The sequence below is a fragment of the Saccharopolyspora sp. NPDC047091 genome, from assembly GCF_040643635.1.
Lineage (GTDB): Bacteria > Actinomycetota > Actinomycetes > Mycobacteriales > Pseudonocardiaceae > Saccharopolyspora_C.
In genome coordinates this window covers 15,833-37,856 of sequence record NZ_JBEYUS010000065.1, presented here as the reverse complement: position 1 = coordinate 37,856, position 22,024 = coordinate 15,833, and the positions used below count along the sequence as shown (strand labels likewise).

Here is a 22,024-nt window from a genome sequence, read left to right as displayed (position 1 = left end):
CGATCTGTTGGGACGGTGGGCGCGGCGCGCCTCGGGCGGGGCGGGGGGGGGCGCGCCCCCCCCACGACCGGGCCATGCGCGAGTTCGAGACCTGGTGGGAAGGGCTGATCGCGCCGCGCCGCGCGGTGGACTGGTCGCAGCGGGACCCGCTGGCCCGGATCGCCGATTTCCGCGCCGTGTGGCGGGAGGTCGGCGCGCACTGGGGCGTCACGCTGATCAACGACTCGGTGCTGTCGGCCACCACCGGCGCCGTCCGCGGGCTGCTCGCGAAGTGGGCGCCGGGGCTGGATGAGGGCGTGCTCAACGACCTGCTGTGCGGCGGTGAGCGCAACCGCAGCGAAGCCGCCGTGCTCTCCGCCGTCGGCCTCGCCGAACTCGCCCGCGCACGACCGGAATTCCTCGCCGCGATGGACGCCAGGCCCGCCGCACACGTGTGGTCCGAAGTGGACGGTGGACGGCACGGGGACGGTTTCCGCGCCGCCGTGCGGGAACACTTGCACCGCTACGGGGACCGCAGCGTGCAGGACCTGAAGGTCGAACAGCCCACGCTGCGCGCCCAACCCGGCGAACTGCTGCGCATGGTCGCCGACTACGCCCGCGCCGACCTGGACCGGGCCACCTTCGTCGAGCGGGAGGAGCGCATCCGCGCCGACGCCGAGCGGCAGCTCACCGCGGCCCTCGGCGCCCGCTCCCCGAAGCTCGCCGTGCTGCAGCGGCTGCTCGGGAAGCTGCGCCGCAGCGTGCGGCACCGGGAGAACTCGCGCTACTGCCGCAGCGAACTGTTCGGCCTGGCCAAGACGATCTTCCACTCGCTGGGCGCCGACCTCGCCGCGCAGGGCGTGCTGCGCTCCGCCGCCGACGTGGTGCACCTGACCGAGGACGAGGTGTTCGGCTACTTCGACGGCAGCGGCGTCACCCGCGACCTCGGCGCCGTCGCCGCCGTCCGCAAGGCCGAATTCGAGCAGGACGCGCCGGAACTGCCCGAGCGGTTCAGTACCCTCGGCGGCGTCACCACGTCCCTCGGCGCCGTGCGAGCCACCACCGACGGCAGCGGGGGAGAACTGCGCGGTCTCGGCTCCAGCAGCGGTCGCGTCGAAGGCACCGCGCGGATCGTGCTCGACCCGCGCGACCCCGTCGAGCCCGGCGAGGACATGATCCTCATCGCCCGCGAGACCGACCCCGGCTGGCTGTTCCTGATGCTCACCGCGAAGGGCATCGTCGTGGAACGCGGCACCATGCTGTCGCACACCGCGATCACCGGCCGCAAGTTCGGCATCCCCACCGTGGTGTCGCTGCGCGGCGCCACCACCGCCATCCCGGACGGGGCGCGGATCGCCCTCGACGGCGCGTCCGGGGAGGTCACCGTGCTGGAGGTGCCGTCGTGACCACGATCGCCGCCCCCGCGGCCGGTGCGCGGCTGGGCCGGTTCGTGCTGGACGTGTTCCCGCCGAAGGTCTACGGCACGTACGCGGTGCTGTGGGTGCTCGCGCTGGAGGGCTCGCTCGCCGTCGTCACCGACGGCCGGTGGGCTCCTTCGGCGGGGACGGCGGTGCGGATCTGCTCGGTCGGGCTGGTGCTGCTGTACCTGCGGATGGTCGACGAGCAGAAGGACCTCGACTACGACCGGGAGCACGACCCGGGCCGGCCGCTGGTGCGCGGCTCCATCACCGCGGCCGAGCTGCGGCGCTGGATGCTGCTGTTCGCCGTGCTGCTGGTGGTGGCGAACGCGCTGGTCGCGCCGGTCTCGGTGGCGGTGCTGGTGCTGGACCTGGGCTACGCGCTGCTGCTGGTGGTGCTGGAGCGCCGATCGGCGTGGCTGCGGGACGCGCTGTTCCCGAACCTCGCGATCACCTATCCGGTGCAGGTGCTGCTGAGCGCGTACGTGTGCCTCTCGGTCACCGGCGGGCTCGGCCCGGTGGCGATCGGGCTGATCGGCTGCTTCTCCTGCGTGTTCCTGCACTTCGAGTTCGCCCGCAAGACGGCCTGGACCGCCCCGGCGCAGGCGCGGATGTACTCGAACGCGGTCGGGCCGGTCGGCGCCGCGGTGCTGGTGCTGGCGGCCCCGGCGCTGGCCGCCGCCTCCGCGGTCGTGCTGTTCCGGCCGTGGGAGTGGGGCGGTGCCGCCGACCTGGTGCGGTGGCTGCCGTACTGCGCGCTGGTGCTGCCCGGCATCGGGGCGCGGCGGTTCTTCGGCGGCGGCCGCGCCTGGCCCGCCGGGCTGGCGATGACCTTCGTCCTCGGGTGGTACGCGGCACTGGTGTGCCAGGCAGCGGTGGTGAGCTGGGCATGACGGAACTGCTGGTGACGGGCGCGACCGGGTTCGTCGGCGCGGCGACCCGCCGGGCGCTGCACGCGCGCGGGGTGCGGCTGCGCACCCTGATGCACCACCGCCGCACCGGCGGCGACGACGAGCAGGTCGCGGGCGACCTGGCCGATCCGGCTTCGCTGCGCGGGAGCTGCGACGGCGTGGACGCGGTGGTGCACCTGGCCGCCGCCGTCGGCTCCGACCCGGACACCTGCCGGGCCGTGAACGACGCGGGCGCGCGGGCGTTGCTGGCGGAAGCGCGCAGTGCGGGCGTGCGCCGCTTCGTCCAGCTCGGCACCGCAGCCGTCTACGGCCGCGGCGAGCACCGCGGGCCCGCCGAGGACCAGGTGCTGCCCCGTCCCGAGTCGGTGACCAGCGAGACCCGGCTCGCCGGGGAGAACGCGGTGCTCGCCGCGGGCGGCACCGTCGTGCGTCCCTACTTCGTGTACGGCGAAGGGGACCGCTGGGTGGTGCCCGGCCTCGCCCGGCTGCTCGCCGCGACCGGCAGCACGATCGAGGGAGCCCGGCCCCGGCTCGGCATGGTGTGGGTGGACGACCTCGCCGAGCTCATCGCGACGCTCGCCGTGCGCGCCGCCCCGCCCGGCCGGGTGCTGCACGTGGACCACCCGCGGCCGGTGCCGGTCCGCGCGCTGGTCGACCGGATCGTCGCGGACCTCGGCGTTCCCGCACCGCAGCGGGACATGTCCTACCGGGAGGCGGTGCAGCGGCTGCCCGGGGCCGCCGACCAGCTGTCGCTGCTGGCCTGCGACCGGTACTTCGACTCCACCGCCGCCTGGCGCGACACCGGCCGCGAGCCGACCCCGTTCGAGGTCGGCTTCGCCCGCTCCCTCGCCTGGTACCGCGCGCACCTCGCCGAGGACCGTCCCGGCTGACCGGGGAGGATGGGGCCGGAGCACCGGACTACGGGAGGTCGTCGTGAGCGGAACGTCGGCGGGTGCCCGGCACCTCATCGCCATCGGGATCGGTGCGGGCGACCCGCGGCACCTGACCCTCGAAGCGGTCGACGCGATCGGTCGCACCGACGTGTTCTTCCTGCCGGACAAGGGGAAGCGCACCGAGCGGCTGTTGCAGGTGCGCGCCGAGATCCTGCGCGCGCACGCCGCGGACGCCGCCCGCACCGTCGCCGTGCCCGACCCGCCGCGCGACAGCACCACCACCGGCACCGACGAGTACCGCGCCCAGGTCGACGACTGGCGGCGGCGCCGCGCGGAGCGGTGGACGCGGGTCGTGCACGAGGAATTGGCGCCGGGGGAGACCGGCGCGTTCCTGGTGTGGGGCGATCCGGCGCTCTACGACAGCACCCTCGACGTCCTCGACGAGATCCGCGCCGCCGGTGCCGAGGTCACCTGCGAGGTGATCCCCGGCATCAGCAGCATCTCCGCGCTCGCCGCGCACCACGGCACCACCTGGACCCGGGTGGGCCGCCCGGTGCGGATCACCACCGGCAGGCCCGGGGTGGACCGGCCGGACCTGCCCGAGGACACCCTGGTGATGCTGGACGTGCCCGCGGCGATCGACGCGCGGCGCGGCGGCGGCTGGTGGATCCACTGGGGCGCCTACGTGGGCACGCCCGACGAGCTCTCGGTCGCCGGGCCGCTCGACGAGGTCGCCGACCGCATCGCCGAGGTGCGCGCCGACGCCCGGGAACGGCACGGCTGGATCATGGACAGCTGCCTGCTGCGCCCACCGGCCTGACCCGCTTCGCCCCCGCCCTGCCGGGGGTCGCCACCTGAGCAGCGGGCCCACTCGTCCCCGCCGCGCCAGTGGCTATCGGGCCGTGGTCGCCCCGTAGCGGAGGCCGTCGAAGAGCAGGGCGACGATCTGCGCCGCCTCGTCCCGCCAGCCCTCGGTGGCGCGCATCCCGCACACCCCGCCGAGCGCCCGCAGCACCGTCCACCCGTCCACGTCGCCGCGGATCGTCCCGGCCGCCGCACCCGCTCGGAGCAGCGCGTCGAGGCAGTCGGCCATCCGCCGCCGCGAGTCGGCGAACACGGCCGAATCGGTCGCCAGCACGCTCTCCAGCGCGAAGGACATGCCCCTGCTGGTGGCGGCGTGCTCGACGAGCAGGTCCAGGAATTCGCGCAGCGCCCGGTCCGGCGCGTGCCGTGCGAGCAGCGCGTCCGGTTCGGCGCACAGCTCGTCGAGGGCCTGCCGGTAGATCTCGGCGATCAACTCTTCGCGGGTGTCGAAGTGGCGGTAGAGGGTGCCGACCGCGACTCCGGCCCGGCGGGCGATCTCGTCCACCCCGATGTCCTCGCCGGCCAGGAACGCCTCCCGCGCGGTCGTGAGCAGGGCTTCCCGGTTGCGGCGGGCGTCGGCGCGCAGCGGGCGTGACGTGGGCAACGGACGACCTCCGAATAAAGTGAGTCCCACTCCGGTTATATGGTGAGTCTGGTTCACTTTACTGGAGGTGCATCGCATGACGATCCCGGACGAAGGACTCGCCGGACGGCGCGTGCTCATCACCGGCGCCAGCCGCGGCCTCGGCGTCGCCATCGCGCGCCGCTTCGCCGCCGCCGGCGCCCGAGTGCTCACCGCCTCGCGCAGCGCGCCCCCGGACGACGTCCCCGGCACGTTCCTGCGGGCCGACCTCGCCACCGCCGAAGGCGTCGCCGACCTCGGCGAACGGGTGCTCGATGCGGTCGGCGGAGTGGACGTGCTGGTCTCCAACGCGGGCGCCACCAGCGGCTGGGCCACCGCGCTGGACCGCGCCGACCGGTCCTGGCGCTTCGACCTCGACATCAACCTGCTCAGCGCCGTCCGGCTCGACCGCGCCCTGGTGCCCGGCATGGTCGAACGCGGCTCCGGCGTCGTGCTGCACGTCTCCTCGATCGCGAGCAGGCTGCCGCAGCGCGGCGACCTGTCCTACGCGGCGGCGAAGGCCGCGCTCAACGCCTACAGCCGCGGCCTCGCCGAAGAAGTGGGGGAGAGCGGCGTGCGCGTGCTGCGGGTGCTGCCCGGCTTCGTCGCCACCGAAGGCGCCGTCGCGCACCACCAGGAGATGGCCGACGAACAGGGCGTCGAGCTCCGCGAGATGCAGCGGCGGATCGCGGGCCGGCTGAACATGCCGATGGGCCGCCCCGGCGACCCGGAGGACGCGGCCGAGCTGATCGCCTTCCTCGCCTCGGAGCGCGCGAAGTGGCTCACCGGCGCCGAATACCGGGTGGACGGCGGCATCATCGCCGCCGTGTGAACCCGGCTCAGGCGCCCAGGTCCGCGGACAGCCAGCGCTCGGGGCGCATCCGGATCACCACGTGCTCGCCGAGCTGCGTCCGCTCGAACTCGACGAACGCGTCGACCTTGTCCGGCGCCAGGTACCGGGCGGCCATCACCCGGGAGGACTCCGCCGACCCCGGCTCGATCGCGAGCACCGGACCCTCCACCGAGACGTAGCGGACGGTCGGTTCGGTGCGCTGCGCCAGCATGCTGAACCGACCGGCGGCCCGGATCGCGCGGGTCTTGCGGGTGTCCGCCCCGGTGTTGATCCACAGCTCGCCGCCGGGTTCGTAGTGGTACCAGATCGGCACCACCAGCGGTGCGCGGCCGGAACCCTCCACCACCGCGAGGGAACCGGTGTGCGGTTCGGCAAGGAAGTTTTCGCGTTCCTGCTGGGAAAGAGTCATGCGCCGACGCTAGCCGCGACCCCCGACCGATGCTCGACTCCCGCTGCTCGGGGGTGGGGCGGCGGAACCTCGGCGCCCTCCTCGCTGCGGGATCGTTTGCACAGGTGGCTCTCCGCCACATGCGAAACGCCGTCCTCGCGAGGAGGGCGCTGAGAACCCGCGGCGGTGCCGGTTGCTCGCCGGGTCGCCGCTCATCGGCTTCGCCGCTGACAGGGAAGAGCCTTGTCGTCAGTCGGCGATGAGGTGCTGCCTGCCGAACAGCACCGCGGCGTCCCGCGCCGTCGGAGTGCCCGCGTCCAGGTCGGCACCCGCCTCCCGCAGCACCGCCACCACCTCGTCGGCGCCCTTGAACAGCGCGCCCGCGATCGGTGACTGGTCCCGCGCGTTGCGCCGGTCCGGGTCCGCACCGCGGTCCAGCAGCGCGCGGACCGTGGTGGCGTGCCCGTGGTAGGCGGCGAGCATCAGCAGCGTGTTCGCGTCCGCGTCGGCCACGTCCACCGGCAGCCCGTGCGCCACGAACTCCACCAGCTGCGCGGTGTCGCCCTCCCGGGCCAGGTCCATCGCGATCGCCACGACCCGCTCGGTCTGCTCCGGGGTGAGCTTGCCCTCGCCCATGGAAATCCTCCCCAACGGAAGAGAAACCCCGGCGCGGCACGCGGAATCGCGCGCCACGCCGGGGAATCCGGTCTGACTCAGAGGTTGCCGGCCGCCAGGGCCTCCACTGCCTTGCGGACGCCCTCGCCGTAGGCGGGGTCGGCCTGCGTGCAGTTGTGGATGTGCCGCTCGATGGTGGCCTGCGAGGCACCGTCGATGGCGCGGGCGGTGTTCTCGAACAGGACCTGCTGCTGCTCCGCGGTCATGTTCCGGAACAGGTTCCCGGGCTGCTCGAAGTAGTTGTCGTCGTCCTCGCGGTAGTTGAACCGGTCGGCGACGGCACCCACGGCCTGCTGCGGCTCGCGGTAGGCGGGCTGCTCCTGCCAGCGGCCGTACGAGTTCGGCTCGATGCCGGGGGTGGCGCCCTGGTTGCCGTCGACGCGCATCGCACCGTCGCGGTGGTACGAGTTCACCGGAATCCGCGGCGCGTTGACCGGGATCTGGTGGTGGTTCACGCCGAGGCGGTAGCGCTGCGCGTCACCGTAGGAGAACAGCCGGCCCTGCAGCATCTTGTCCGGCGAGTAGCTGATGCCGGGCACCAGGTTCGCGGGCGTGAACGCGGCCTGCTCCACGTCGGCGTGGTAGTTCTCCGGGTTGCGGTTGAGCTCCCACTCGCCGACCTCGATCAGCGGGTAGTCCTTCTTGGACCACACCTTGGTCAGGTCGAACGGGTGGAACCGGTAGCCCTCGGCGTCGGCCTCCGGCATGACCTGCACGTACAGCTTCCACTTCGGGAAGTCGCCGTTCTCGATCGAGTCGAACAGGTCGCGCTGGTGCGACTCGCGGTCCTTGCCGACGAGGGCCTCGGCCTCGGCGTCGGTGAGGTTCTTGATGCCCTGCTGGGTGCGGTGGTGGAACTTCACCCAGAACCGCTCGCCCTCGGCGTTGATCAGGCTGTAGGTGTGCGAGCCGAAGCCGTGCATGTGGCGGTACGACGCGGGGATGCCGCGCTCCGACATGACGATGGTGACCTGGTGCAGCGCCTCGGGGAGGTTGGTCCAGAAGTCCCAGTTGTTCTCGGCGTTGCGCATGTTGGTGCGCGGGTCGCGCTTCACCGCGTGGTTCAGGTCGGGGAACTTCAGCGGGTCGCGGAAGAAGAACACCGGGGTGTTGTTGCCGACGAGGTCCCAGTTGCCCTGGTCGGTGTAGAACTTCAGCGCGAAGCCGCGGATGTCGCGCTCGGCGTCGGCGGCACCGCGCTCACCGGCCACGGTGGAGAACCGGGCGAACATCTCGGTCTTCTTGCCGACCTCGGAGAAGATGCTCGCCGAGGTGTAGCGGGTGATGTCGTTCGTGACGGTGAACGTGCCGAACGCGCCGGAGCCCTTGGCGTGCATGCGGCGTTCGGGGATGACCTCGCGGTCGAAGTGGGCCAGCTTCTCCAGGAACCACACGTCCTGCAGCAGCATCGGGCCGCGGGCACCGGCGGTCATGGAGTTCTGGTTGTCCGGAACCGGCGCGCCCGCGGCGGTCGTCAACGGCTTCTGGTTGTTCTCCGGCAAGATCGGCTCCTGTGTTCGGGATTCATTCGGTTCGCGCGCGGCAGGCCGGGCAGGTGCCCCAGTAGGTCACCTCGGTCCGCTCGAGGGTGAAGCCCCGCGAGTCGCGGACGTCGAGGCAGGGCGCCGCGCCGACCGCACCGCGCACGTCGGTGATGCCGCCGCAGCCGCGGCACACCAGGTGGTGGTGGTCGTCCCCCACGCGGGTCTCGAACCGGGCGGGGGAGCCCGCCGGTTCGATCCGCCGCACCAGGCCCGCGTCGGTCAACGCGCGCAGCACGTCGTAGACGGCTTGGGTGGACACCGAACCGAGTTCGCGGCGGACCGCGGTCGCGATCGAGTCGGTGTCCGAGTGGGGGTGGTTCGCGACCATCGACAGCACCGCCACTCGCGGGCGCGTCACGCGCAGCGAGGCGTCGCGCAGGAGCGCGGTGGCGTCGATGACCGGCATGACCCGAGACAACCAGCTTTTCTGGAATTAGTCAAGTTTAGCGAGGGTGTGGCGTGGCGGCGGGAAGATCACGTCTTCGCAGGTGGCGAGGGCCTTCTGCGGCATTCCGGCGCGGCTGGTTCACCCGGGCGGGTTCCACGATCTCTCAGCCGCACGCCGACCCGCAGCGCTCCGGTCGCCGGGCGCCCGCGGAGCGGAGCGGGGGCTCGAACACCCGGAGGTGCGCCTCGCCGCGCTGCCGCGGAGTCCGGCTGGACGCCGGGAACTCGGCGCCGCGAACGCCGGATCGCCCGGACGCGCAGCGGCGTGCGGCCGCCGGCGCTCTCACCGGTACGCGGCCTCCGTCCACAGGTGGAACACCGCGTGCGCCCGGTGCGGTGACCACGCCCGAGCCCGCCGCACCGCGGCCGCCGCCGACTCCGCGCCCATCGCCCGCCGCAGCACCAGATCACCCGACGGGAACGCATCCCCGTCGCCGAACGCGCGCAGCGCCAGGTACTCCACCGTCCACGGCCCCACCCCCGGCAGCGCCGCCAGCTCCCGCCGCACCTCCGCGCCCGGGCCCAGCGGCAACCCGTCCGCGGCCGCCGCGGCCAGCGCCAGCACCGTGCGGGCGCGCGAGCGCGGCACGCCCACCGCCGCGCGCAGCTCCTCCAGGGGCACCGCCGCCAGCGCCTCCGGGTCCGGGAACGCGAGCAGCCCGCCCGGCCGCGGAGCGCCGTACGCGGTCAGCAGCCGGGCCGTGAACGTGCGCGCCGCGGCCAGGCTCACCTGCTGGCCCAGCACCGTCGACACCGCGCCCTCGAAGCCGTCTGGATAGCTCAGCACCCGCAACCCCGGCCGCGCCGCCACCAGCGGCCCGAGCAGCGGATCGGCCGCCAGCGCCGCGTCGATCCGCGCCACATCCGCATCCAGGCCCAGCCAGTGCCGCACCAGCGCCGCCACCTCGTCCGCCGCGCCGCCGAACTCGCCGGACACCGCCACGTGATCCGCCGCCAACCGCACCGACACCTCGACGGGACCACCCGGCAGCGGCAGCAGGCGCACCACGCACCGCCGCGCGCGGTCCACCCGCTCCAGGCCCGGCACTGCGTGCGCGGCCGACGCCGCCAGCGCCGCGTCCACCGCGAACGGGCCGCGGACCGGGAGCCGCAGCGTCACGACTCCGGCCACAACCCCGACGAGCCCCGGCGGTGGCTGCCCAGCAGGTGCGTGTCCACCATGCCCACCGCCTCCATCAGCGCGAACATCGTCGTCGGGCCCACGAAGCGGAAACCCTTGCGGCGCAACGCCTTCGACAGCGCCACCGACTCCGGGGAAGTGGTCGGGACCTCGCTCATCGTGCGCGGGCGCGGCGTCCGCTCCGGGCGGAACGACCACACGAACGCGTCCAGCCCCTCTTCCGCGCGCAGTGCCACCGCGGCCTGCGCGTTCCCGATCGTCGCCCGCACCTTCGCCTGGTTGCGCACGATCCCGGTATCGGTCAGCAGCCGCGCCACGTCCTCCTCCGAGTAGGCCGCCACCCGGTCCGGGTCGAAATCGTCGAACGCCTTCCGGAACGCCGGGCGCTTGCGCAGGATCGTCGCCCACGACAGGCCCGCCTGGAACGCCTCCAGCGAGATCCGCTCGAACAGCGGCTGCTCGCCGCGCACCGGCAGGCCCCACTCGGTGTCGTAGTACTCCCGCAGCAGCGGATCGGCCGCGGCCCACGGTGGACGCGCCAACCCGTCCGCCCCGACGATCAGGTCCTGCTCGCGCACGCTCCGCCTCCGCGTTCCGGGGCCATTCCGGTGACCCGCAAGGTGATGTTGAGGCGACCCGCGCGCATACCGCACGCCGGGTCCGCCGTGCCCGGGCGCACCGCCGGAACACCGTGGTACGCCAGCCGCGACGGGCCGCCGAACACGAACAGGTCCCCCGACGACAGCTCCACGTCGGTGTAGGGGTGGCCACGGGATTCGGGATTGCCGAACCGGAACACGCAGGTGTCGCCGATGCTCAACGACACCACCGGTTCCCGGGAGAGCTCGTCCTTGTCCTGGTGCATGCCCATCTTGGCCTGCTCGTCGTAGAAGTTGATGAGCGCCGTGTCCGGGCGGTAGTCGTCGGCCGCTCCCGGGCCGTACGCCGCGGCCAGCGCCTCGCGGCCCAGCTCGCCCAGCCGGTCCGGGAACGGTGCGACCCGCGCGCCGCCGGCGTCGTCGGCGGTGCGGCTGTAGGCGTACGGGTACCAGTGCCAGCCCAGGCACACCGTGCGCACCGACATCCGGTGCCCGCTCGGCAGCCGCGCCGCCCGCATCGGCACCGGGCCGCGCGCCCACTCCCGGCACGCCGCGACCAGCTCCCGCTGCCGCTCCAGCCCCAGCCAGCCCGGCACGTGCACCGCACCCGGCGCGACGACCCGCGGCGGCAGCGAGAACAGCGGTGCACCCATCGCAGCCGATCCTCCTCCCCGGCGGAACCCACCCGCCACCAACCCCGCGGAGTGAACGGACCGTTCGTCCAGCTCTACCGGACGAACGGGCCGTTCACCCCACCAAGTCCGGTCGTGCACGAACGTCCGGTTCGAGTGAACGGACCTTTCGTTCAACTAGATCGGACAGACGGGACGTTCACTCCCGTTGGTGCTGAAATTGGGGTGGGGGTGGGTGGACCGTTGTGCCCGGCTGGGGCGGACGAACGGTCGCTCGGGCCGCCGGGCGCGGCCGTTAGCGAACGGTCGGTCGCTATTGTCCTGGTTGGATCGGACGAGCGGTCCGTTCACTCCGACCGGTTTTCGAGGTCGAGGAGGGTCCGCTTCGCCGCCGCCCCGCCCACGTAGCCGCCCGCGCCGCCGTCGGAGCGCACCACCCGGTGGCACGGCACCACGATCGGCAGCGGGTTCGTCGCGCAGGCCGTGCCGACCGCCCGCACCGCCCGCGGGCTGCCCGCGGCGGCGGCGAGCTGCGCGTAGCTGGCGGTGCGCCCGTACTCGACCTCGGCGAGCCGTGCGAGCACGGTGCGCCGGAAGCCGCGGGACAACCGCCGGTCCAGCGCGAGCTCGAACGAGGTGCGACGCCCGGCGAAGTACTCGTCGAGCTGCCGGGCCGCGTCGTCGAGCCTGCCGGGCGCGTGCAGCACCCGGGGGCTGATGCGCTCGGCCAACGCCCCCAGCACCTCCTCGGTTCCGCCGAACGCGACCCGGACGAGCCCGTCGGCGGTGGCCGCGAGCAGCAGCTCCCCGACGGGGCTGGGCACGGTCCGGTAGGCGACGTCGAGCAGCCCGCCCGCGGCGGCCGCGGTGACGACGCGGTCGTGCAGCCGGGCGAGGGTGCCCGCGTCGGCGGCGGGCAGCGCGTCGAACAACCCGTCGGATGTCATGGTGCTCCTCCTCCCGATGCCGGGTAGCTGCTGCGCAGCGCCCGGATTCCGTCGGCGGCGGCGCGGCGGGCCGCGTCGGTGCTGCCGCCGGTGATGGCTGCGACGTCCGCGTAGGGCAGGCCTGCGAGGTGGTGGTAGGCGACGGCGGTGCGCTGCTTGTCGGGCAGTGCGGCCAGCGCGTCCCACAGGTCGCCGTCCCAGTCCTCGGGCCGGCCGCGCGGCGCGGGCCGTTCCGGGACCTGCTCCACGGGGCTCGGCCGGCGGGCCCGGGCGCGGGTGGCGTCGATGGCCTTCCGGTGCGCGATGGTCACCAGCCACGCCTGCACGTTCGCGCCCTCGTCCAGCTCGGGGTAGGCGCGCAGGGCGGCGAGGAACGTCTCGGACCAGGCGTCCTCGGCGTCGACCGGCCCGAGCACGGCCCGGCACACCCGCAGCACCACCGGCCCGTGCTCGGCCACGATCTGCTCGAACGGTCTCATCACGTCCAGTAGACGCCCGGCGGTGCCGGAACGTGAGGCGCGTGGTGTTCTTGCCCGCCCCTGGGCACCATCGGCTGATGGGGGAGGTCGTCGGGAACCTGGCGCTGATCTCGCTGTTCGTCCTGCTCGGCGGGTTCTTCGCGGCGGCGGAGATCGCGCTGGTGTCGTTGCGGCAGAGCCAGGTGCACCGGCTGGCGGACCGGGGCAGGAGAGGCGCGGGCGTGGCCCGGTTGAAGGCCGATCCGAACCGGATGCTGTCGGCGGTGCAGGTCGGGGTCACGTTCACCGGTTTCTTCGCGTCCAGCTACGGCGGGGCGACGCTGGCGGTGCGGCTGGAACCACCGCTGGTCGGGTGGGGCCTGCCGGTGGGGTTGGCGGCGACGGTGGCGCTGCTGCTGGTGACCGCGTTCGTGTCGTACCTGTCGCTGGTGTTCGGCGAGCTGGCGCCGAAGCGGCTCGCGCTGCAGCGCCCGGAGGCGGTGTCGCTGGCGTCCGCGGGCGTGCTGGACGCGGTGGCGACCGCGTGCCGCCCGATGATCTGGCTGCTGTCGGTGTCGACGAACGCGGTGGCGCGGCTGCTGGGGGTGAACCCGCGCGCCGACGAGCAGCAGGTGGGGGAGGAGGAGCTGCGGGACATGGTCCGCACCAGCGACGAGTTCACCACCGAGGAGCGCCGCCTCATCACCGACGCCTTCGAAGTCGGCGACCGGGTGCTGAGCGAGGTGATGGTGCCGCGCACCGAGGTCGACTTCTTGGACGCGGACACCGGCGCCGCCGAAGCCGTGGACGAGGTGCTGGGCAAGCCGCATTCGCGCTACCCGGTGCTGCGGGACGGTTCCGCGGACGACGTGATCGGTTTCGTGCACGTCCGCGACCTGTACGAGGCGAGTCGGGGCGGCGGGCACCGCACGGTCGGGTCGCTGGCCCGGCCGATCAGCACCTTGCCGGGCACGAAGCCCGCGCTGGCCGCGTTGACGTCGATGCGCGGCCGCGGCGGCGGGCACCTCGCCGTCGTCGCCGACGAGTACGGCGGTACCGCGGGCATCGTCAGCCTCGAAGACCTGGTGGAGGAGATCGTCGGCGAGATCTGGGACGAGTACGACCCGCGCGAGCGCCCCGCCGCGCCGCCCGCCGAAGGCGTGCTGGAACTCGACGGCCTGCTGCACCGCAGCGAAGTCGCCGACCGCTCCGGGATCGCGCTGCCGGAAGGCCCGTACGACACCCTCGCCGGTTTCGTCCTCGCCCGCCTCGGCCGGATGCCGCGCGAGGGCGATTCGGTCTCCGCCCTGGGCCACGACTTCACGGTCCGCGCCGTGGAGGGCCGCCGCATCGCCCGCGTCCGCATCACCGCCACCGCCCCGGAACCCGGTGCCGAACCGGGCGACGTGCGGTGAGCGGACCGCATCGCACCCGGCCGGGCGATCGCCGGCACCACGAGCGGGAATCCCCCGGTGCGCCCGCGATTCGACCTGCGACGAACAGCGGCGGAGCGCGGCGATCACCTGCCGTCGTTCGCACGACGACCGCCCGGCTCGATCGGTTCGAGCGCTCCGGTCGAGCGCGGGCGTCCCGCACCCGCACCCGTGGACACGAAGAGTGATCGGTTCGATACGGTTCGCTTCGATCTCGCCCCGGGGGATGCGCGGCGAGGTGCACCGTCGTCGTCCGTGGGGGAGTTCTCGTCGTGGAAACAGCCGTCGCATTCCTGGGCATCACCGGCCTGGGAGTCATGATCTGGGCCGTCGTGCTGGGGGTTCGCCGCCGCCGGACGTGGGATCCGTTGGTGCGCAAGGATTTCTGGTGGCGGTTCGGCAGCGGCTACGCGGCGATGTTCCTGGCGCTGCTGCTGGATCCGGCGGGAGGGGACGCCGCCCTCGGATTCCTGATGCTGACCGGGATCGGCCTGATCATCTGGTCCGGTGCGTTCGCGGCCCGGCATCCGCACGGCTGGGACCGGGCCGTCACCCGCGGGTTCGCGGCGCGGATCGCGCCGGGGGCGGTCCTGTTCGTGGTGGGGCTCGCGCTGCTGCCGCCCACCGAGCCGGCGACCCAGGTGGTGGCGGACCCGGAGGCGCAGCCCGCGGCGACCGCGCCGCCGTCGGCCACCCCGGACGCGCCACCGGCTCCGGCGCTCCCGCCCGCCCCGCTGGTCCCGGCCGGTGTTCCGGCGGGGGTGCAGCGCGCGGTCGTGGTGAGCGTCGAGGAGGGCGCTCGGCTGCGGGTCACCGCTGTCGACGAGGGCGCGCTGCCCGGTTCCGCCCCGCGCGACGTCCGGCTGCTGCACGTCCGCCCCATCGCGGACTGCTTCCGGGACGAGTCCACCGCGGAGCTGAACCGGCTCGCCCCCGTCGGATCGGTGGTCTGGCTGCTCGCGGACGTGCAGCCGCAGGACGCGCAGGGCCTGGACCTGCGCTACCTCTGGAACGACCGCGGTGAGTTCGTCAACGCCGACCTCGTGGGCGGTGGTGCCGCCGCCGCCGAGTTCATGCCGCCGAACGCGTTGCGCTGGGCGGAGATCTCCGCGGCGGGCGAGCGCGCGGAGTCGGCGGCCGTCGGAGCCTGGTCGGTGTGCGGCGCGGCCCGGGAGAGCTCCACGGCGGAACCCAGCCCCCAGCCGAACCCCCAGCCGAACCCGGAGCCGAAACCGCGACCGAACCCGCAGCCCGCGCCGAGCCCGACGTCCGCGTCGGACGACGAGGACGCCGACGACGGGAACGCGGACGACGGCGGTGTCGCCTACTACCCGAACTGCAAGGCCGCGAAGGCCGCGGGCGCAGCGCCGCTGCACGTCGGTGATCCGGGATACCGCCCGGGGCTCGACCGGGACGGCGACGGCGTCGCCTGCGAGACCTGATCACCACCCGGCCCGGCGGCATCGCGCGGAACCCTCGTCCGACCACCCGTGCCGAGCGGTCAGGTGAGGTGGGTGCGCTGCCCGTCGTGATCGAGGATGGTCAGGATCTCGGCCGGTCCGCCACGCGCGCCGACCGCGTGCGGGGTCATGGTGCTGAACTGCGCGGCCTGCCCGGTCTCGACGAGGATGGTGCGCTCGCCGAGCACCAGCTCCACCGTCCCGGACAGCACCGTGAACCAGTCGTGGCCCGGGTGCACCGCCAGCCGCTCGGAATCGCGCGCCGGAGCCGGCCGGGTGAGCCGCATCTTCGCGACGGTCATGCCGTGCGGCCCGGAATCCTTGCTGAGCAGCCAGGACGTGATGCCGCGGGTCTCATCGCGCTCCGGGCGGATCACCACGTCCTCGTCGGTGGCCGATTCGACCAGCTGGTCCAGCGAGGTGCCGAGCGCCCGGGCCAGCGGTGCCAGCTGGTCGAGGCTGATCCGCCGGTGCCCGGTCTCGATGCGGCTGAGCGTGGAGGTGCTCAGGTAGCAGCGCGCGGCCAGCTCGTCGAGGGACAGGCCGCGCGAGGTCCGCAGGCTCCGGATCCGCTGCCGGACGAGGGCGTCCAACTCACCGTCTTGCGTCATGCGCAAAACAGTATGCCATCGGCGCAATCCGCGGCTACCTTGGCGGCATGGCACACCACGAACACCCGAAGACCGACGACACCGCCCGGTTCGAGATGCTCGACCTCGACGCCGAGGTCATGCACGACCACCTGGCGGAGCTGACCGGGGAGCTCGCCGGACTCGTCGACCCGCCGGTGCACCGGATCCTCGACCTGGGCTGCGGCACCGGGGCGGGCACCTTCGTCCTGCTGGAGCGGTTCGCGCGGTCCACCGTGCTCGCCGTGGACGCCGACGAGCCCGTGCTCGCGCACCTCACGACCAAGGCCGCCGCCCGCGGCGAAGCCGGCCGGGTGCGCACCGAGCGCGCCGACCTCGACGCCGGGTTCCCGTCGCTGGACGCGCCCGTCGACCTGGTGTGGGCGTCCGCGTCGCTGCACCACCTGGCCGATCCGGCGCGCGTCCTCGGCGAGGTGTTCGCGGCGCTGCGGCCCGGCGGCGTGCTCGCGGTCGCCGAACTCGACTCGTTCCCCCGGTTCCTGCCCGACGACCTCGGATTCGGGCGGCCCGGCCTGGAGGAGCGCTGCCGCGACCTGCTCGCCCGCAAGCGCGCCGCGCACCTGCCGCACATCAGCGCCGACTGGGCGGAACAGGTGGCCGCGGCCGGTTTCACCGTGGCCGCGCACCGCACCGTCGACGTCGACCTGCCAGGCCCGCTGCCCGCCGCCGCGCGGCGCTACGCCGAGGTGACGCTGCGCCGGACGCGCCCGTTCCTCGACGAGTCCCTCGACGACGCCGACATCGCGGCCCTCGGCGAACTCCTCGACGGCGACGGTCCCGGCGTCCTCCGCAACCGCACCGACCTCACCGTCCGCGCCACCCGAACCTTCCTCGCCGCCCGGAGGCCCTGAGCTCCGCCCGCCGGTGCGCGGCGGACGGCGGAGGTCGATCCCGGCTCCGCGCGGTCGGCCGGGAGGAGCGGATCCGTTTCCCGGTGCGCCGTCCGGACGTCGGCTGATCACCGCGCGTGCGGGCCGAGAGCGCGTTCGAGTTCGATCACCCGGGGCCTTCGCCGTCACCCGGAGTCGAGCACTGCGCGGATTCCGCCTCGCGGCGGTGTTCCGGAGTGGGCGGGCGGTTGCGCCGCGCGGGTGAGGTTCGGCCGCGCGGCGGTGTCGGCGGGCGGCGAAGCCGATCATGATGCGGGTGCCGGCCTCGGCGCCCGCGCCGGGGCGGGCCCATCGGACGAACGGGAGCGTTCGATCGCGATCCGGCCGCCGACCGGGCGATCGGAACGAGCCGAGCCGTGCTTATACTATTCGTGACAGTGCAAGTGTCACGATCGGTTGTGAGGTGCTCGATGCCTGATCGTTCCGGTGTCGAACCCGCCCGTCTCAGCTGGATGCGCGCCGGAGCCGGTGCGACCGCCGTGGCACCCGGCTCCCGGACGCTCAACACCCGCAGCCCCAGCGTGGCGCGGTGCTTCGACGCGCTGCTTGGCGGCAAGGACCACTACGCCGTGGACCGGGCCGTCGTCGACGCCGCCCTGGAGATCGCGCCCGGCCTCGTCGTCGCCACCCAGGACCACCGGGAATGGCTGATGCGGGTGGTGCGCTACCTGGCGGGCACCGTCGGCATCGACCAGTTCCTCGACATCGGCTCCGGGCTGCCGACCGGCGAGAACACCCACCAGGTCGCGCAGCGCGCCAACCCCGACGCCGTCGTGGTCTACGCCGACCACGACCCGATGGTCTTCTCCCACGGGCAGGCGCTGCTCGTCGACAACGACCACACGCACTTCGCGTTCGCCGACCTCACCGAGCCGGAAGAGCTGCTGGCGCTGCCCGCCGTGGCCCGCAACATCGACCTGTCCCGCCCGGTGGCGATGCTGCAGGGCGCCACGCTGCAGCACGTCGCGGACGACCGGTCGCCGCACCGCGTGATGGCGCGTTACCTGGACGCGTTCGCGCCCGGCTCCTACGTCGCCGTCAGCCACCTGCACAGCCCGGAGGAACCCGCGCACGCCGCGTCCGCCGCGCAGCTGGAGAAGCTGATGCTCTCCGAGCTCGGCACCGGCTGGTTCCGCGGGCGCGCCGAGATCGCGGCGCTGTTCGACGGCACCGAGATCACCGAACCCGGCCTGGTGCGCCCCCTCGACTGGTGGCCGGACGGGCCGCGGCTGCGCGCCCGCGTCCCCGCGCAGAACCTGCTGCTGTGCGGGGTCGGGCGCAAACCCTGACGTCCCCACCGCGCACCCCGGTCGCACTCGGTGGTCTGGCAGGATTCCGACGTTGCACCGGGCTTTGAGGTGGAGGCTGACCCGTGTTCGTTCTCGGCATCGACAGTTCGACCCAATCCACCAAAGCAGTGGTCGCCGACGCGGAGACGGGCCGGGTCGTGGCCGAGGGCAAAGCCCAGCACCCCACCGGCACCGAAGTGGACCCGTGGGCGTGGTGGACCGCGGCGCAGGACGCCATCGAGCAGGCCGCCGCGCACGCCCCCGGTGCGATCGCCGCGGTGTCCGTCGCGGGGCAGCAGCACGGCATGGTCGCCGTCGATTCCGCGGGTGACCCGGTGCGGGATGCGTTGCTGTGGAACGACACCCGCTCCGCGCCGCAGGCCCGCGCCCTCGTCGAGCAGCACGGCGCGGGGGTGCTCGCCGACCGCACCGGTTCGGTGCCGGTCGCGAGCTTCACCCTCACCAAGCTGGCCTGGCTGGCCGAGCACGAACCGCACCGCGCCGACCTGGTGGACCGGGTGCTGCTGCCGCACGACTGGCTGACCTGGCTGCTCGCCGGACGACCGGAGCGAGCCTGCACCGACCGCGGTGATGCCTCCGGCACCGGCTACTTCGCCCCCGCCACCGGCGAATGGCTGCCGGACCTGCTCTCCGCCGCGATGGGCGGCCGGACTCCGCGGCTGCCCGACGTGCTCGGGCCTGCCGGATCAGCGGGCCGTGCCACCGGATTCGCGCCGCTGGAGGGCGCGCTGCTCGGTGCGGGCACCGGCGACAACATGGCGGGCGCGCTCGGCATCGGTGCCGGACCCGGTGACGTGGTGGTGTCGCTGGGCACCTCCGGAACCGCGTTCGCCGTCGCCGAGCACCCCAGCGCGGACGAGACCGGGCTGGTCGCCGGGTTCTGCGACGCCACCGGCCGCTTCCTGCCGCTGGTGTGCACGCTCAACGCCGCCCGGGTGCTCAGCGGGACCGCGGCGGTGCTCGGCACCGACCTCGCCGGGCTGGACCGGCTGGCGCTGGCGGCGGCGCCGGGCGCTGGCGGGCTCACCCTGCTGCCTTACCTGGAAGGGGAACGCACCCCGGACCTGCCGGACGCCACCGGCACGCTCGCCGGCCTCCGCGGCGGCAACATGACCCCGCAGAACCTGGCCCGCGCCGCCGTCGAAGGCATGTTGTGCGGCCTCGCGGACGGGGTCGACGCGCTGCGCGCCGTCGGGGTGGAGGTGCGGCGCGTGCTGCTGATCGGCGGCGCCAGCGAATCGGCCGCGGTGCGCGCGATCGCACCGTCCCTGTTCGGCGTGCCGGTGGACGTCCCGGAAGCCGCCGAGTACGTGGCGCTCGGCGCCGCGAAGCAGGCCGCCTGGGCGCTGTCCGGCGCTGCCGAACCCCCTGAGTGGGAGCTGCGCTCCAGCCGCTGCGAAGCCGCGAACTCCTACCAGGGCGACGCCGTCCGCCACGCCTACCACACCACCCGCGAACGCATGCACGGCTTCTGATCCCCCTGCCCCGCAACGAAAAGCGCCCGGACGGACCAGCACTCGCTGCAGCGATCGGGTGATCCGCCCCGCGCTGACCGGTAGCGGAACGCGTTGCGGCGCGGCGGGATTCCGGCGGGGAGCTCGGAGGGCGACGACCGGCGGCCCGCTGCCGCGGGTGTCGCCGGGCTGGTGGTGCGCGGGGCGGAATCCGTTGCGGTGGCGGGGTTTTCGGCGGGGAGCCGGTGTCGGGGGGTGCGGTCCCGCTGGTCGCCTCGCCCCGGAAGTCCGGTGGGCGCGGGAGGGAGCCGGTGCGGTGGCCGCTGATCGGAACGGACTTTCCGGGCGGTTTCCCGGAATTCGGTCCCGGCGCCGGTGCACGCTGGTAATTTCCGGCCGGTCCGCTCGACCTGGGGAAGCGGACCGGAACGGAAGTGGGGCGAAGCTCGTGGCCTTGGCTGTGTCGGTGTTGTTCGTACTGGTCGTGCTGGTGCTCGCGGGGGTGGCGAGCCGGCGTGGGCGCGGCCGCGGTGGTGGCTACACGGGGTCGTCGGACCCCTCCTACAGCTCGGACTGGAACGGGCACCACGGGCACCACCACGACTCGGGGCCCGGTGGTGGCGACGGTGGCTTCGGCGGGGACGGCGGCGGTGGCGGCGACAGCGGCGGTGGCGGCGGCGACTGATCCGCTGCCGTCCTAACCGGACAGCAGCAGGAGCAGTCCGACGCCGGTCAGGAACACCATCGCGAGCACCACCGGCAGCTGACCGACCCGAGCGCCGCGCGCGTCGAACGACCGCAGCGCCTGGTCGTGCGCGGCGGCGGTGCTCGCGATGTGGCCGAGCACGATCGCGTTGATCTGCACCATGGCCACCACCCCGGGCGAGAGCACCGAGTAGTCCGGCACGTTCCCGGCCGAGCCGAACAGGTCCAGCCCGGTCCCGAACGGATCACCGGCCAGGATGAACGGCTGCTGCCCCTCGATCACGAAGAACGAGAAGTAGTGCGCCACCCCGTAGCCCACCGCGATCGGCAGCAGCGTCGCGGCGAACCGGGCGGCCGGCGGCTCGGCGCTGCCGGACAGCCGCGCGCTCCACCGCATCGAACCGAAGTACAGCGACGACACCCCGGCGATGCACACCAGCAGCCCGGCGCTGCCCACCAGCACGTCCGGCAGTCCGGCCGCGTTGCGCAGCGCCTGCCACCAGCTGGTGCGGGTGAACCCGTCGAACGCGGTGGAGCCGATCAGCACGCACGCCAGCCCGGCCAGCCCGGGCACCGGATCGGCGCGCACCAGCCCGGCCAGCGGATTGCGCAGCACCGGCGTCCCGTCGGAGCGCCTGCCCAGCGGGGAGAACCGGGCCAGCAGCGTCGAGTACACCTCGAAGCCGTCGCCGCGCTCGAACCACACCGGGCCGTAGCGCGCGGCCGCGGCCACGTTCACCACCGCGTAGCCGACGACCAGCGCGGCCACCAGCCGCGGATCGGCCCGGTTCGGCGCGACCAGTTCCAGCCACACGAAGCCCAGCAGCCACCCGGCCGCCACCCGGTAGCCGAGCCACGCGGGCAGCGGCCGCGGCGCGCGACCGAGCCGCAGCAGCCGCAGCAGGGTGCGCAGCGGGTTCACCGCCCGCCACACCGGCCCGAACAGCACGCTCACCGGGATGAGCCCCACCCAGAACGTCACGAACAGCACCCACGGCGCCAGGTTCCGGTTCGTCTCCGCGGGACCGGCGGCGCCGACGGCGACCACGAACACCGCCAGCAGCAGCACGGTGATCCGCGCGGCGCCGAGCAGCCGGTCGGGGCGCACCGGGAACCGCACGGGCCGACCGGCCTCGGGGTCCAGCCACGGCTTCGACCACAGCGCGACCAGCGCGAAGAACGACACCGCGACGGCGAGTGCGCCGCCGACGACGGCCGCCGCCCCGTTCAGCGGCAGGTCGGTGCGGCCGCCGAGGCCGTGCGCGAGGAACTCGGTGCTCACCGGACTTCCAGGCTGGGCAGCGACAGCCCGGAGTGGTGCAGCTCCACTTCGAACACGCCGGGCATGTCGGCGGTGAACTCGACGACCCCGGTCAGCCCGGGGGCGAGTTCGACGGCCTCGTCGAAGCCGTGCACGTGCGCCTCGTCCGGCTGGTCGCTGCGCACCTGGTAGCGGACCTGGGCACCCAGCGGCACCGGGATGCGGTCGGTGCCGGTGCGCACCTGGCCGCCGGCGACCTGGACGTCGACCACGACGGGCGCCACCTGCTGCCCGGCGGGCGGGGGAGCCGGTTGCGGGGCGGGCGCGCCGCAGCCGGAGAGCAGCAGGGCCGCCGCCGTCAACGCGCATCCGATGAGTCGCCGGGTCGTTGTCATGGCGCTGGTCCTTCCGAGGTCACTCCGAACGTTGACAACGAGCAATGTCACATTTGGGGATGACATTGTCCAGCTTCTGGTGTTCCATGACCGGC

Annotated in this window: 24 protein-coding genes; 11 read left to right on the top strand and 13 right to left on the bottom strand. The window is 73.8% G+C overall.

From position 1 onward, the window contains the following. The first annotated feature begins 74 nt into the window (after window positions 1-74). From ABZ805_RS23305 to cobF, 4 genes are read left to right on the top strand one after another with little or no spacing between them, the layout of a single operon-like run. A complete protein-coding gene (locus ABZ805_RS23305) occupies window positions 75-1,385 on the top strand; it encodes a PEP-utilizing enzyme (RefSeq protein ID WP_358443995.1) in 1,311 nt (436 codons plus the stop codon). Continuing rightward, the gene (locus ABZ805_RS23300) at window positions 1,382-2,290 is read left to right on the top strand and encodes a hypothetical protein (RefSeq protein WP_358443992.1); all 909 of its coding nucleotides are present in this window, start codon (window positions 1,382-1,384) and stop codon (window positions 2,288-2,290) included. The genes ABZ805_RS23305 and ABZ805_RS23300 overlap by 4 nt, the downstream gene beginning before the upstream one ends. Then, on the top strand, window positions 2,287-3,198 hold the full coding sequence (locus tag ABZ805_RS23295; RefSeq protein ID WP_358443990.1) for an NAD(P)-dependent oxidoreductase: 912 nt from the start codon (window positions 2,287-2,289) through the stop codon (window positions 3,196-3,198). Before ABZ805_RS23300 ends, ABZ805_RS23295 begins: the two co-directional genes overlap by 4 nt. A 43-nt stretch (window positions 3,199-3,241) precedes the next feature. Continuing rightward, window positions 3,242-4,021, top strand: coding sequence for a precorrin-6A synthase (deacetylating) (gene cobF / locus ABZ805_RS23290; RefSeq protein WP_358443987.1), 780 nt, complete (start codon window positions 3,242-3,244; stop codon window positions 4,019-4,021). A 72-nt stretch (window positions 4,022-4,093) separates the two neighbouring features. Here the strand turns inward: cobF and ABZ805_RS23285 are convergent, their stop codons facing one another. Further along, window positions 4,094-4,669, bottom strand: coding sequence for a helix-turn-helix domain-containing protein (locus tag ABZ805_RS23285; protein ID WP_358443984.1), 576 nt, complete (start codon window positions 4,667-4,669; stop codon window positions 4,094-4,096). 76 nt (window positions 4,670-4,745) lie between these two features. Between ABZ805_RS23285 and ABZ805_RS23280 the strand changes: the two genes are divergently transcribed. Next, the gene (locus tag ABZ805_RS23280) at window positions 4,746-5,519 is read left to right on the top strand and encodes an oxidoreductase (protein ID WP_358443982.1); all 774 of its coding nucleotides are present in this window, start codon (window positions 4,746-4,748) and stop codon (window positions 5,517-5,519) included. A gap of 7 nt (window positions 5,520-5,526) precedes the next feature. On the opposite strand, the gene ABZ805_RS23275 is transcribed toward ABZ805_RS23280, so the two are convergent. The 9 genes from ABZ805_RS23275 to ABZ805_RS23235 form a co-directional block, all read right to left on the bottom strand. Beyond that, window positions 5,527-5,949, bottom strand: a complete 423-nt coding sequence (locus ABZ805_RS23275; RefSeq protein WP_358443980.1) for a pyridoxamine 5'-phosphate oxidase family protein — start codon at window positions 5,947-5,949, stop codon at window positions 5,527-5,529. A gap of 228 nt (window positions 5,950-6,177) precedes the next feature. Next, window positions 6,178-6,564, bottom strand: a complete 387-nt coding sequence (locus tag ABZ805_RS23270) for an ankyrin repeat domain-containing protein (protein ID WP_358443977.1) — start codon at window positions 6,562-6,564, stop codon at window positions 6,178-6,180. A 77-nt stretch (window positions 6,565-6,641) separates the two neighbouring features. After that, window positions 6,642-8,105, bottom strand: coding sequence for a catalase (locus ABZ805_RS23265; RefSeq protein WP_358443974.1), 1,464 nt, complete (start codon window positions 8,103-8,105; stop codon window positions 6,642-6,644). A 22-nt stretch (window positions 8,106-8,127) separates the two neighbouring features. After that, window positions 8,128-8,553: a Fur family transcriptional regulator gene (locus ABZ805_RS23260; RefSeq protein ID WP_358443971.1), complete on the bottom strand. Its 426-nt coding sequence runs from the start codon at window positions 8,551-8,553 to the stop codon at window positions 8,128-8,130. Window positions 8,554-8,877: 324 nt separating this feature from the next. Continuing rightward, window positions 8,878-9,714: an AlkA N-terminal domain-containing protein gene (locus tag ABZ805_RS23255; protein ID WP_358443968.1), complete on the bottom strand. Its 837-nt coding sequence runs from the start codon at window positions 9,712-9,714 to the stop codon at window positions 8,878-8,880. Continuing rightward, window positions 9,711-10,313: a DNA-3-methyladenine glycosylase I gene (locus ABZ805_RS23250; RefSeq protein ID WP_358443965.1), complete on the bottom strand. Its 603-nt coding sequence runs from the start codon at window positions 10,311-10,313 to the stop codon at window positions 9,711-9,713. The genes ABZ805_RS23255 and ABZ805_RS23250 overlap by 4 nt, the downstream gene beginning before the upstream one ends. Next, entirely contained in the window at window positions 10,295-10,987 is a 693-nt protein-coding gene (locus ABZ805_RS23245; RefSeq protein WP_358443962.1) for an alpha-ketoglutarate-dependent dioxygenase AlkB, read from the bottom strand. Before ABZ805_RS23245 ends, ABZ805_RS23250 begins: the two co-directional genes overlap by 19 nt. A 326-nt stretch (window positions 10,988-11,313) precedes the next feature. Then, window positions 11,314-11,913, bottom strand: a complete 600-nt coding sequence (locus tag ABZ805_RS23240; RefSeq protein WP_358443959.1) for a methylated-DNA--[protein]-cysteine S-methyltransferase — start codon at window positions 11,911-11,913, stop codon at window positions 11,314-11,316. Next, entirely contained in the window at window positions 11,910-12,392 is a 483-nt protein-coding gene (locus ABZ805_RS23235) for a sigma-70 family RNA polymerase sigma factor (RefSeq protein ID WP_358443956.1), read from the bottom strand. The genes ABZ805_RS23240 and ABZ805_RS23235 overlap by 4 nt, the downstream gene beginning before the upstream one ends. Before the next feature lie 77 nt (window positions 12,393-12,469). On the opposite strand from ABZ805_RS23235, the gene ABZ805_RS23230 reads away from it, so the two are divergent. Next, a complete protein-coding gene (locus ABZ805_RS23230) occupies window positions 12,470-13,786 on the top strand; it encodes a hemolysin family protein (protein WP_358443953.1) in 1,317 nt (438 codons plus the stop codon). 290 nt (window positions 13,787-14,076) lie between these two features. Then, window positions 14,077-15,246, top strand: coding sequence for an excalibur calcium-binding domain-containing protein (locus ABZ805_RS23225; protein WP_358443950.1), 1,170 nt, complete (start codon window positions 14,077-14,079; stop codon window positions 15,244-15,246). Between the two features lie 59 nt (window positions 15,247-15,305). Here ABZ805_RS23225 and ABZ805_RS23220 read toward each other — a convergent pair whose 3' ends face one another. After that, complete coding sequence (locus tag ABZ805_RS23220; RefSeq protein WP_358443947.1) at window positions 15,306-15,875, bottom strand: XRE family transcriptional regulator; 570 nt, start codon at window positions 15,873-15,875, stop codon at window positions 15,306-15,308. Window positions 15,876-15,922: 47 nt separating this feature from the next. On the opposite strand from ABZ805_RS23220, the gene ABZ805_RS23215 reads away from it, so the two are divergent. From ABZ805_RS23215 to ABZ805_RS23200, 4 genes are all read left to right on the top strand, one after another. Continuing rightward, entirely contained in the window at window positions 15,923-16,765 is an 843-nt protein-coding gene (locus tag ABZ805_RS23215) for a methyltransferase (RefSeq protein WP_358443944.1), read from the top strand. A 449-nt stretch (window positions 16,766-17,214) separates the two neighbouring features. Then, window positions 17,215-18,093, top strand: coding sequence for an SAM-dependent methyltransferase (locus ABZ805_RS23210; RefSeq protein WP_358443942.1), 879 nt, complete (start codon window positions 17,215-17,217; stop codon window positions 18,091-18,093). Window positions 18,094-18,176: 83 nt separating this feature from the next. Continuing rightward, window positions 18,177-19,589, top strand: coding sequence for a xylulokinase (gene xylB / locus ABZ805_RS23205; RefSeq protein WP_358443940.1), 1,413 nt, complete (start codon window positions 18,177-18,179; stop codon window positions 19,587-19,589). A 445-nt stretch (window positions 19,590-20,034) separates the two neighbouring features. Beyond that, complete coding sequence (locus tag ABZ805_RS23200) at window positions 20,035-20,253, top strand: hypothetical protein (RefSeq protein WP_358443938.1); 219 nt, start codon at window positions 20,035-20,037, stop codon at window positions 20,251-20,253. Between the two features lie 12 nt (window positions 20,254-20,265). Here the strand turns inward: ABZ805_RS23200 and ABZ805_RS23195 are convergent, their stop codons facing one another. Beyond that, complete coding sequence (locus tag ABZ805_RS23195) at window positions 20,266-21,555, bottom strand: hypothetical protein (RefSeq protein WP_358443936.1); 1,290 nt, start codon at window positions 21,553-21,555, stop codon at window positions 20,266-20,268. Then, the gene (locus tag ABZ805_RS23190) at window positions 21,552-21,929 is read right to left on the bottom strand and encodes a hypothetical protein (RefSeq protein WP_358443934.1); all 378 of its coding nucleotides are present in this window, start codon (window positions 21,927-21,929) and stop codon (window positions 21,552-21,554) included. The genes ABZ805_RS23195 and ABZ805_RS23190 overlap by 4 nt, the downstream gene beginning before the upstream one ends. Window positions 21,930-22,024: the final 95 nt, after the last annotated feature.

What these genes read in the sequence shown, in the direction of transcription:
- ABZ805_RS23305 (WP_358443995.1), top strand. Translation starts at nt 75, where the DNA reads ATGCGCGAGTTCGAGACCTGGTGGGAAGGGCTGATCGCGCCGCGCCGC.
- ABZ805_RS23295 (WP_358443990.1), top strand. Translation starts at nt 2,287, where the DNA reads ATGACGGAACTGCTGGTGACGGGCGCGACCGGGTTCGTCGGCGCGGCG.
- ABZ805_RS23280 (WP_358443982.1), top strand. Translation starts at nt 4,746, where the DNA reads ATGACGATCCCGGACGAAGGACTCGCCGGACGGCGCGTGCTCATCACC.
- ABZ805_RS23275 (WP_358443980.1), bottom strand. Translation starts at nt 5,949, where the DNA reads ATGACTCTTTCCCAGCAGGAACGCGAAAACTTCCTTGCCGAACCGCAC.
- ABZ805_RS23270 (WP_358443977.1), bottom strand. Translation starts at nt 6,564, where the DNA reads ATGGGCGAGGGCAAGCTCACCCCGGAGCAGACCGAGCGGGTCGTGGCG.
- ABZ805_RS23260 (WP_358443971.1), bottom strand. Translation starts at nt 8,553, where the DNA reads ATGCCGGTCATCGACGCCACCGCGCTCCTGCGCGACGCCTCGCTGCGC.
- ABZ805_RS23245 (WP_358443962.1), bottom strand. Translation starts at nt 10,987, where the DNA reads ATGGGTGCACCGCTGTTCTCGCTGCCGCCGCGGGTCGTCGCGCCGGGT.
- ABZ805_RS23240 (WP_358443959.1), bottom strand. Translation starts at nt 11,913, where the DNA reads ATGACATCCGACGGGTTGTTCGACGCGCTGCCCGCCGCCGACGCGGGC.
- ABZ805_RS23235 (WP_358443956.1), bottom strand. Translation starts at nt 12,392, where the DNA reads ATGAGACCGTTCGAGCAGATCGTGGCCGAGCACGGGCCGGTGGTGCTG.
- ABZ805_RS23230 (WP_358443953.1), top strand. Translation starts at nt 12,470, where the DNA reads ATGGGGGAGGTCGTCGGGAACCTGGCGCTGATCTCGCTGTTCGTCCTG.
- ABZ805_RS23220 (WP_358443947.1), bottom strand. Translation starts at nt 15,875, where the DNA reads ATGACGCAAGACGGTGAGTTGGACGCCCTCGTCCGGCAGCGGATCCGG.
- ABZ805_RS23215 (WP_358443944.1), top strand. Translation starts at nt 15,923, where the DNA reads ATGGCACACCACGAACACCCGAAGACCGACGACACCGCCCGGTTCGAG.
- ABZ805_RS23210 (WP_358443942.1), top strand. Translation starts at nt 17,215, where the DNA reads ATGCCTGATCGTTCCGGTGTCGAACCCGCCCGTCTCAGCTGGATGCGC.
- ABZ805_RS23190 (WP_358443934.1), bottom strand. Translation starts at nt 21,929, where the DNA reads ATGACAACGACCCGGCGACTCATCGGATGCGCGTTGACGGCGGCGGCC.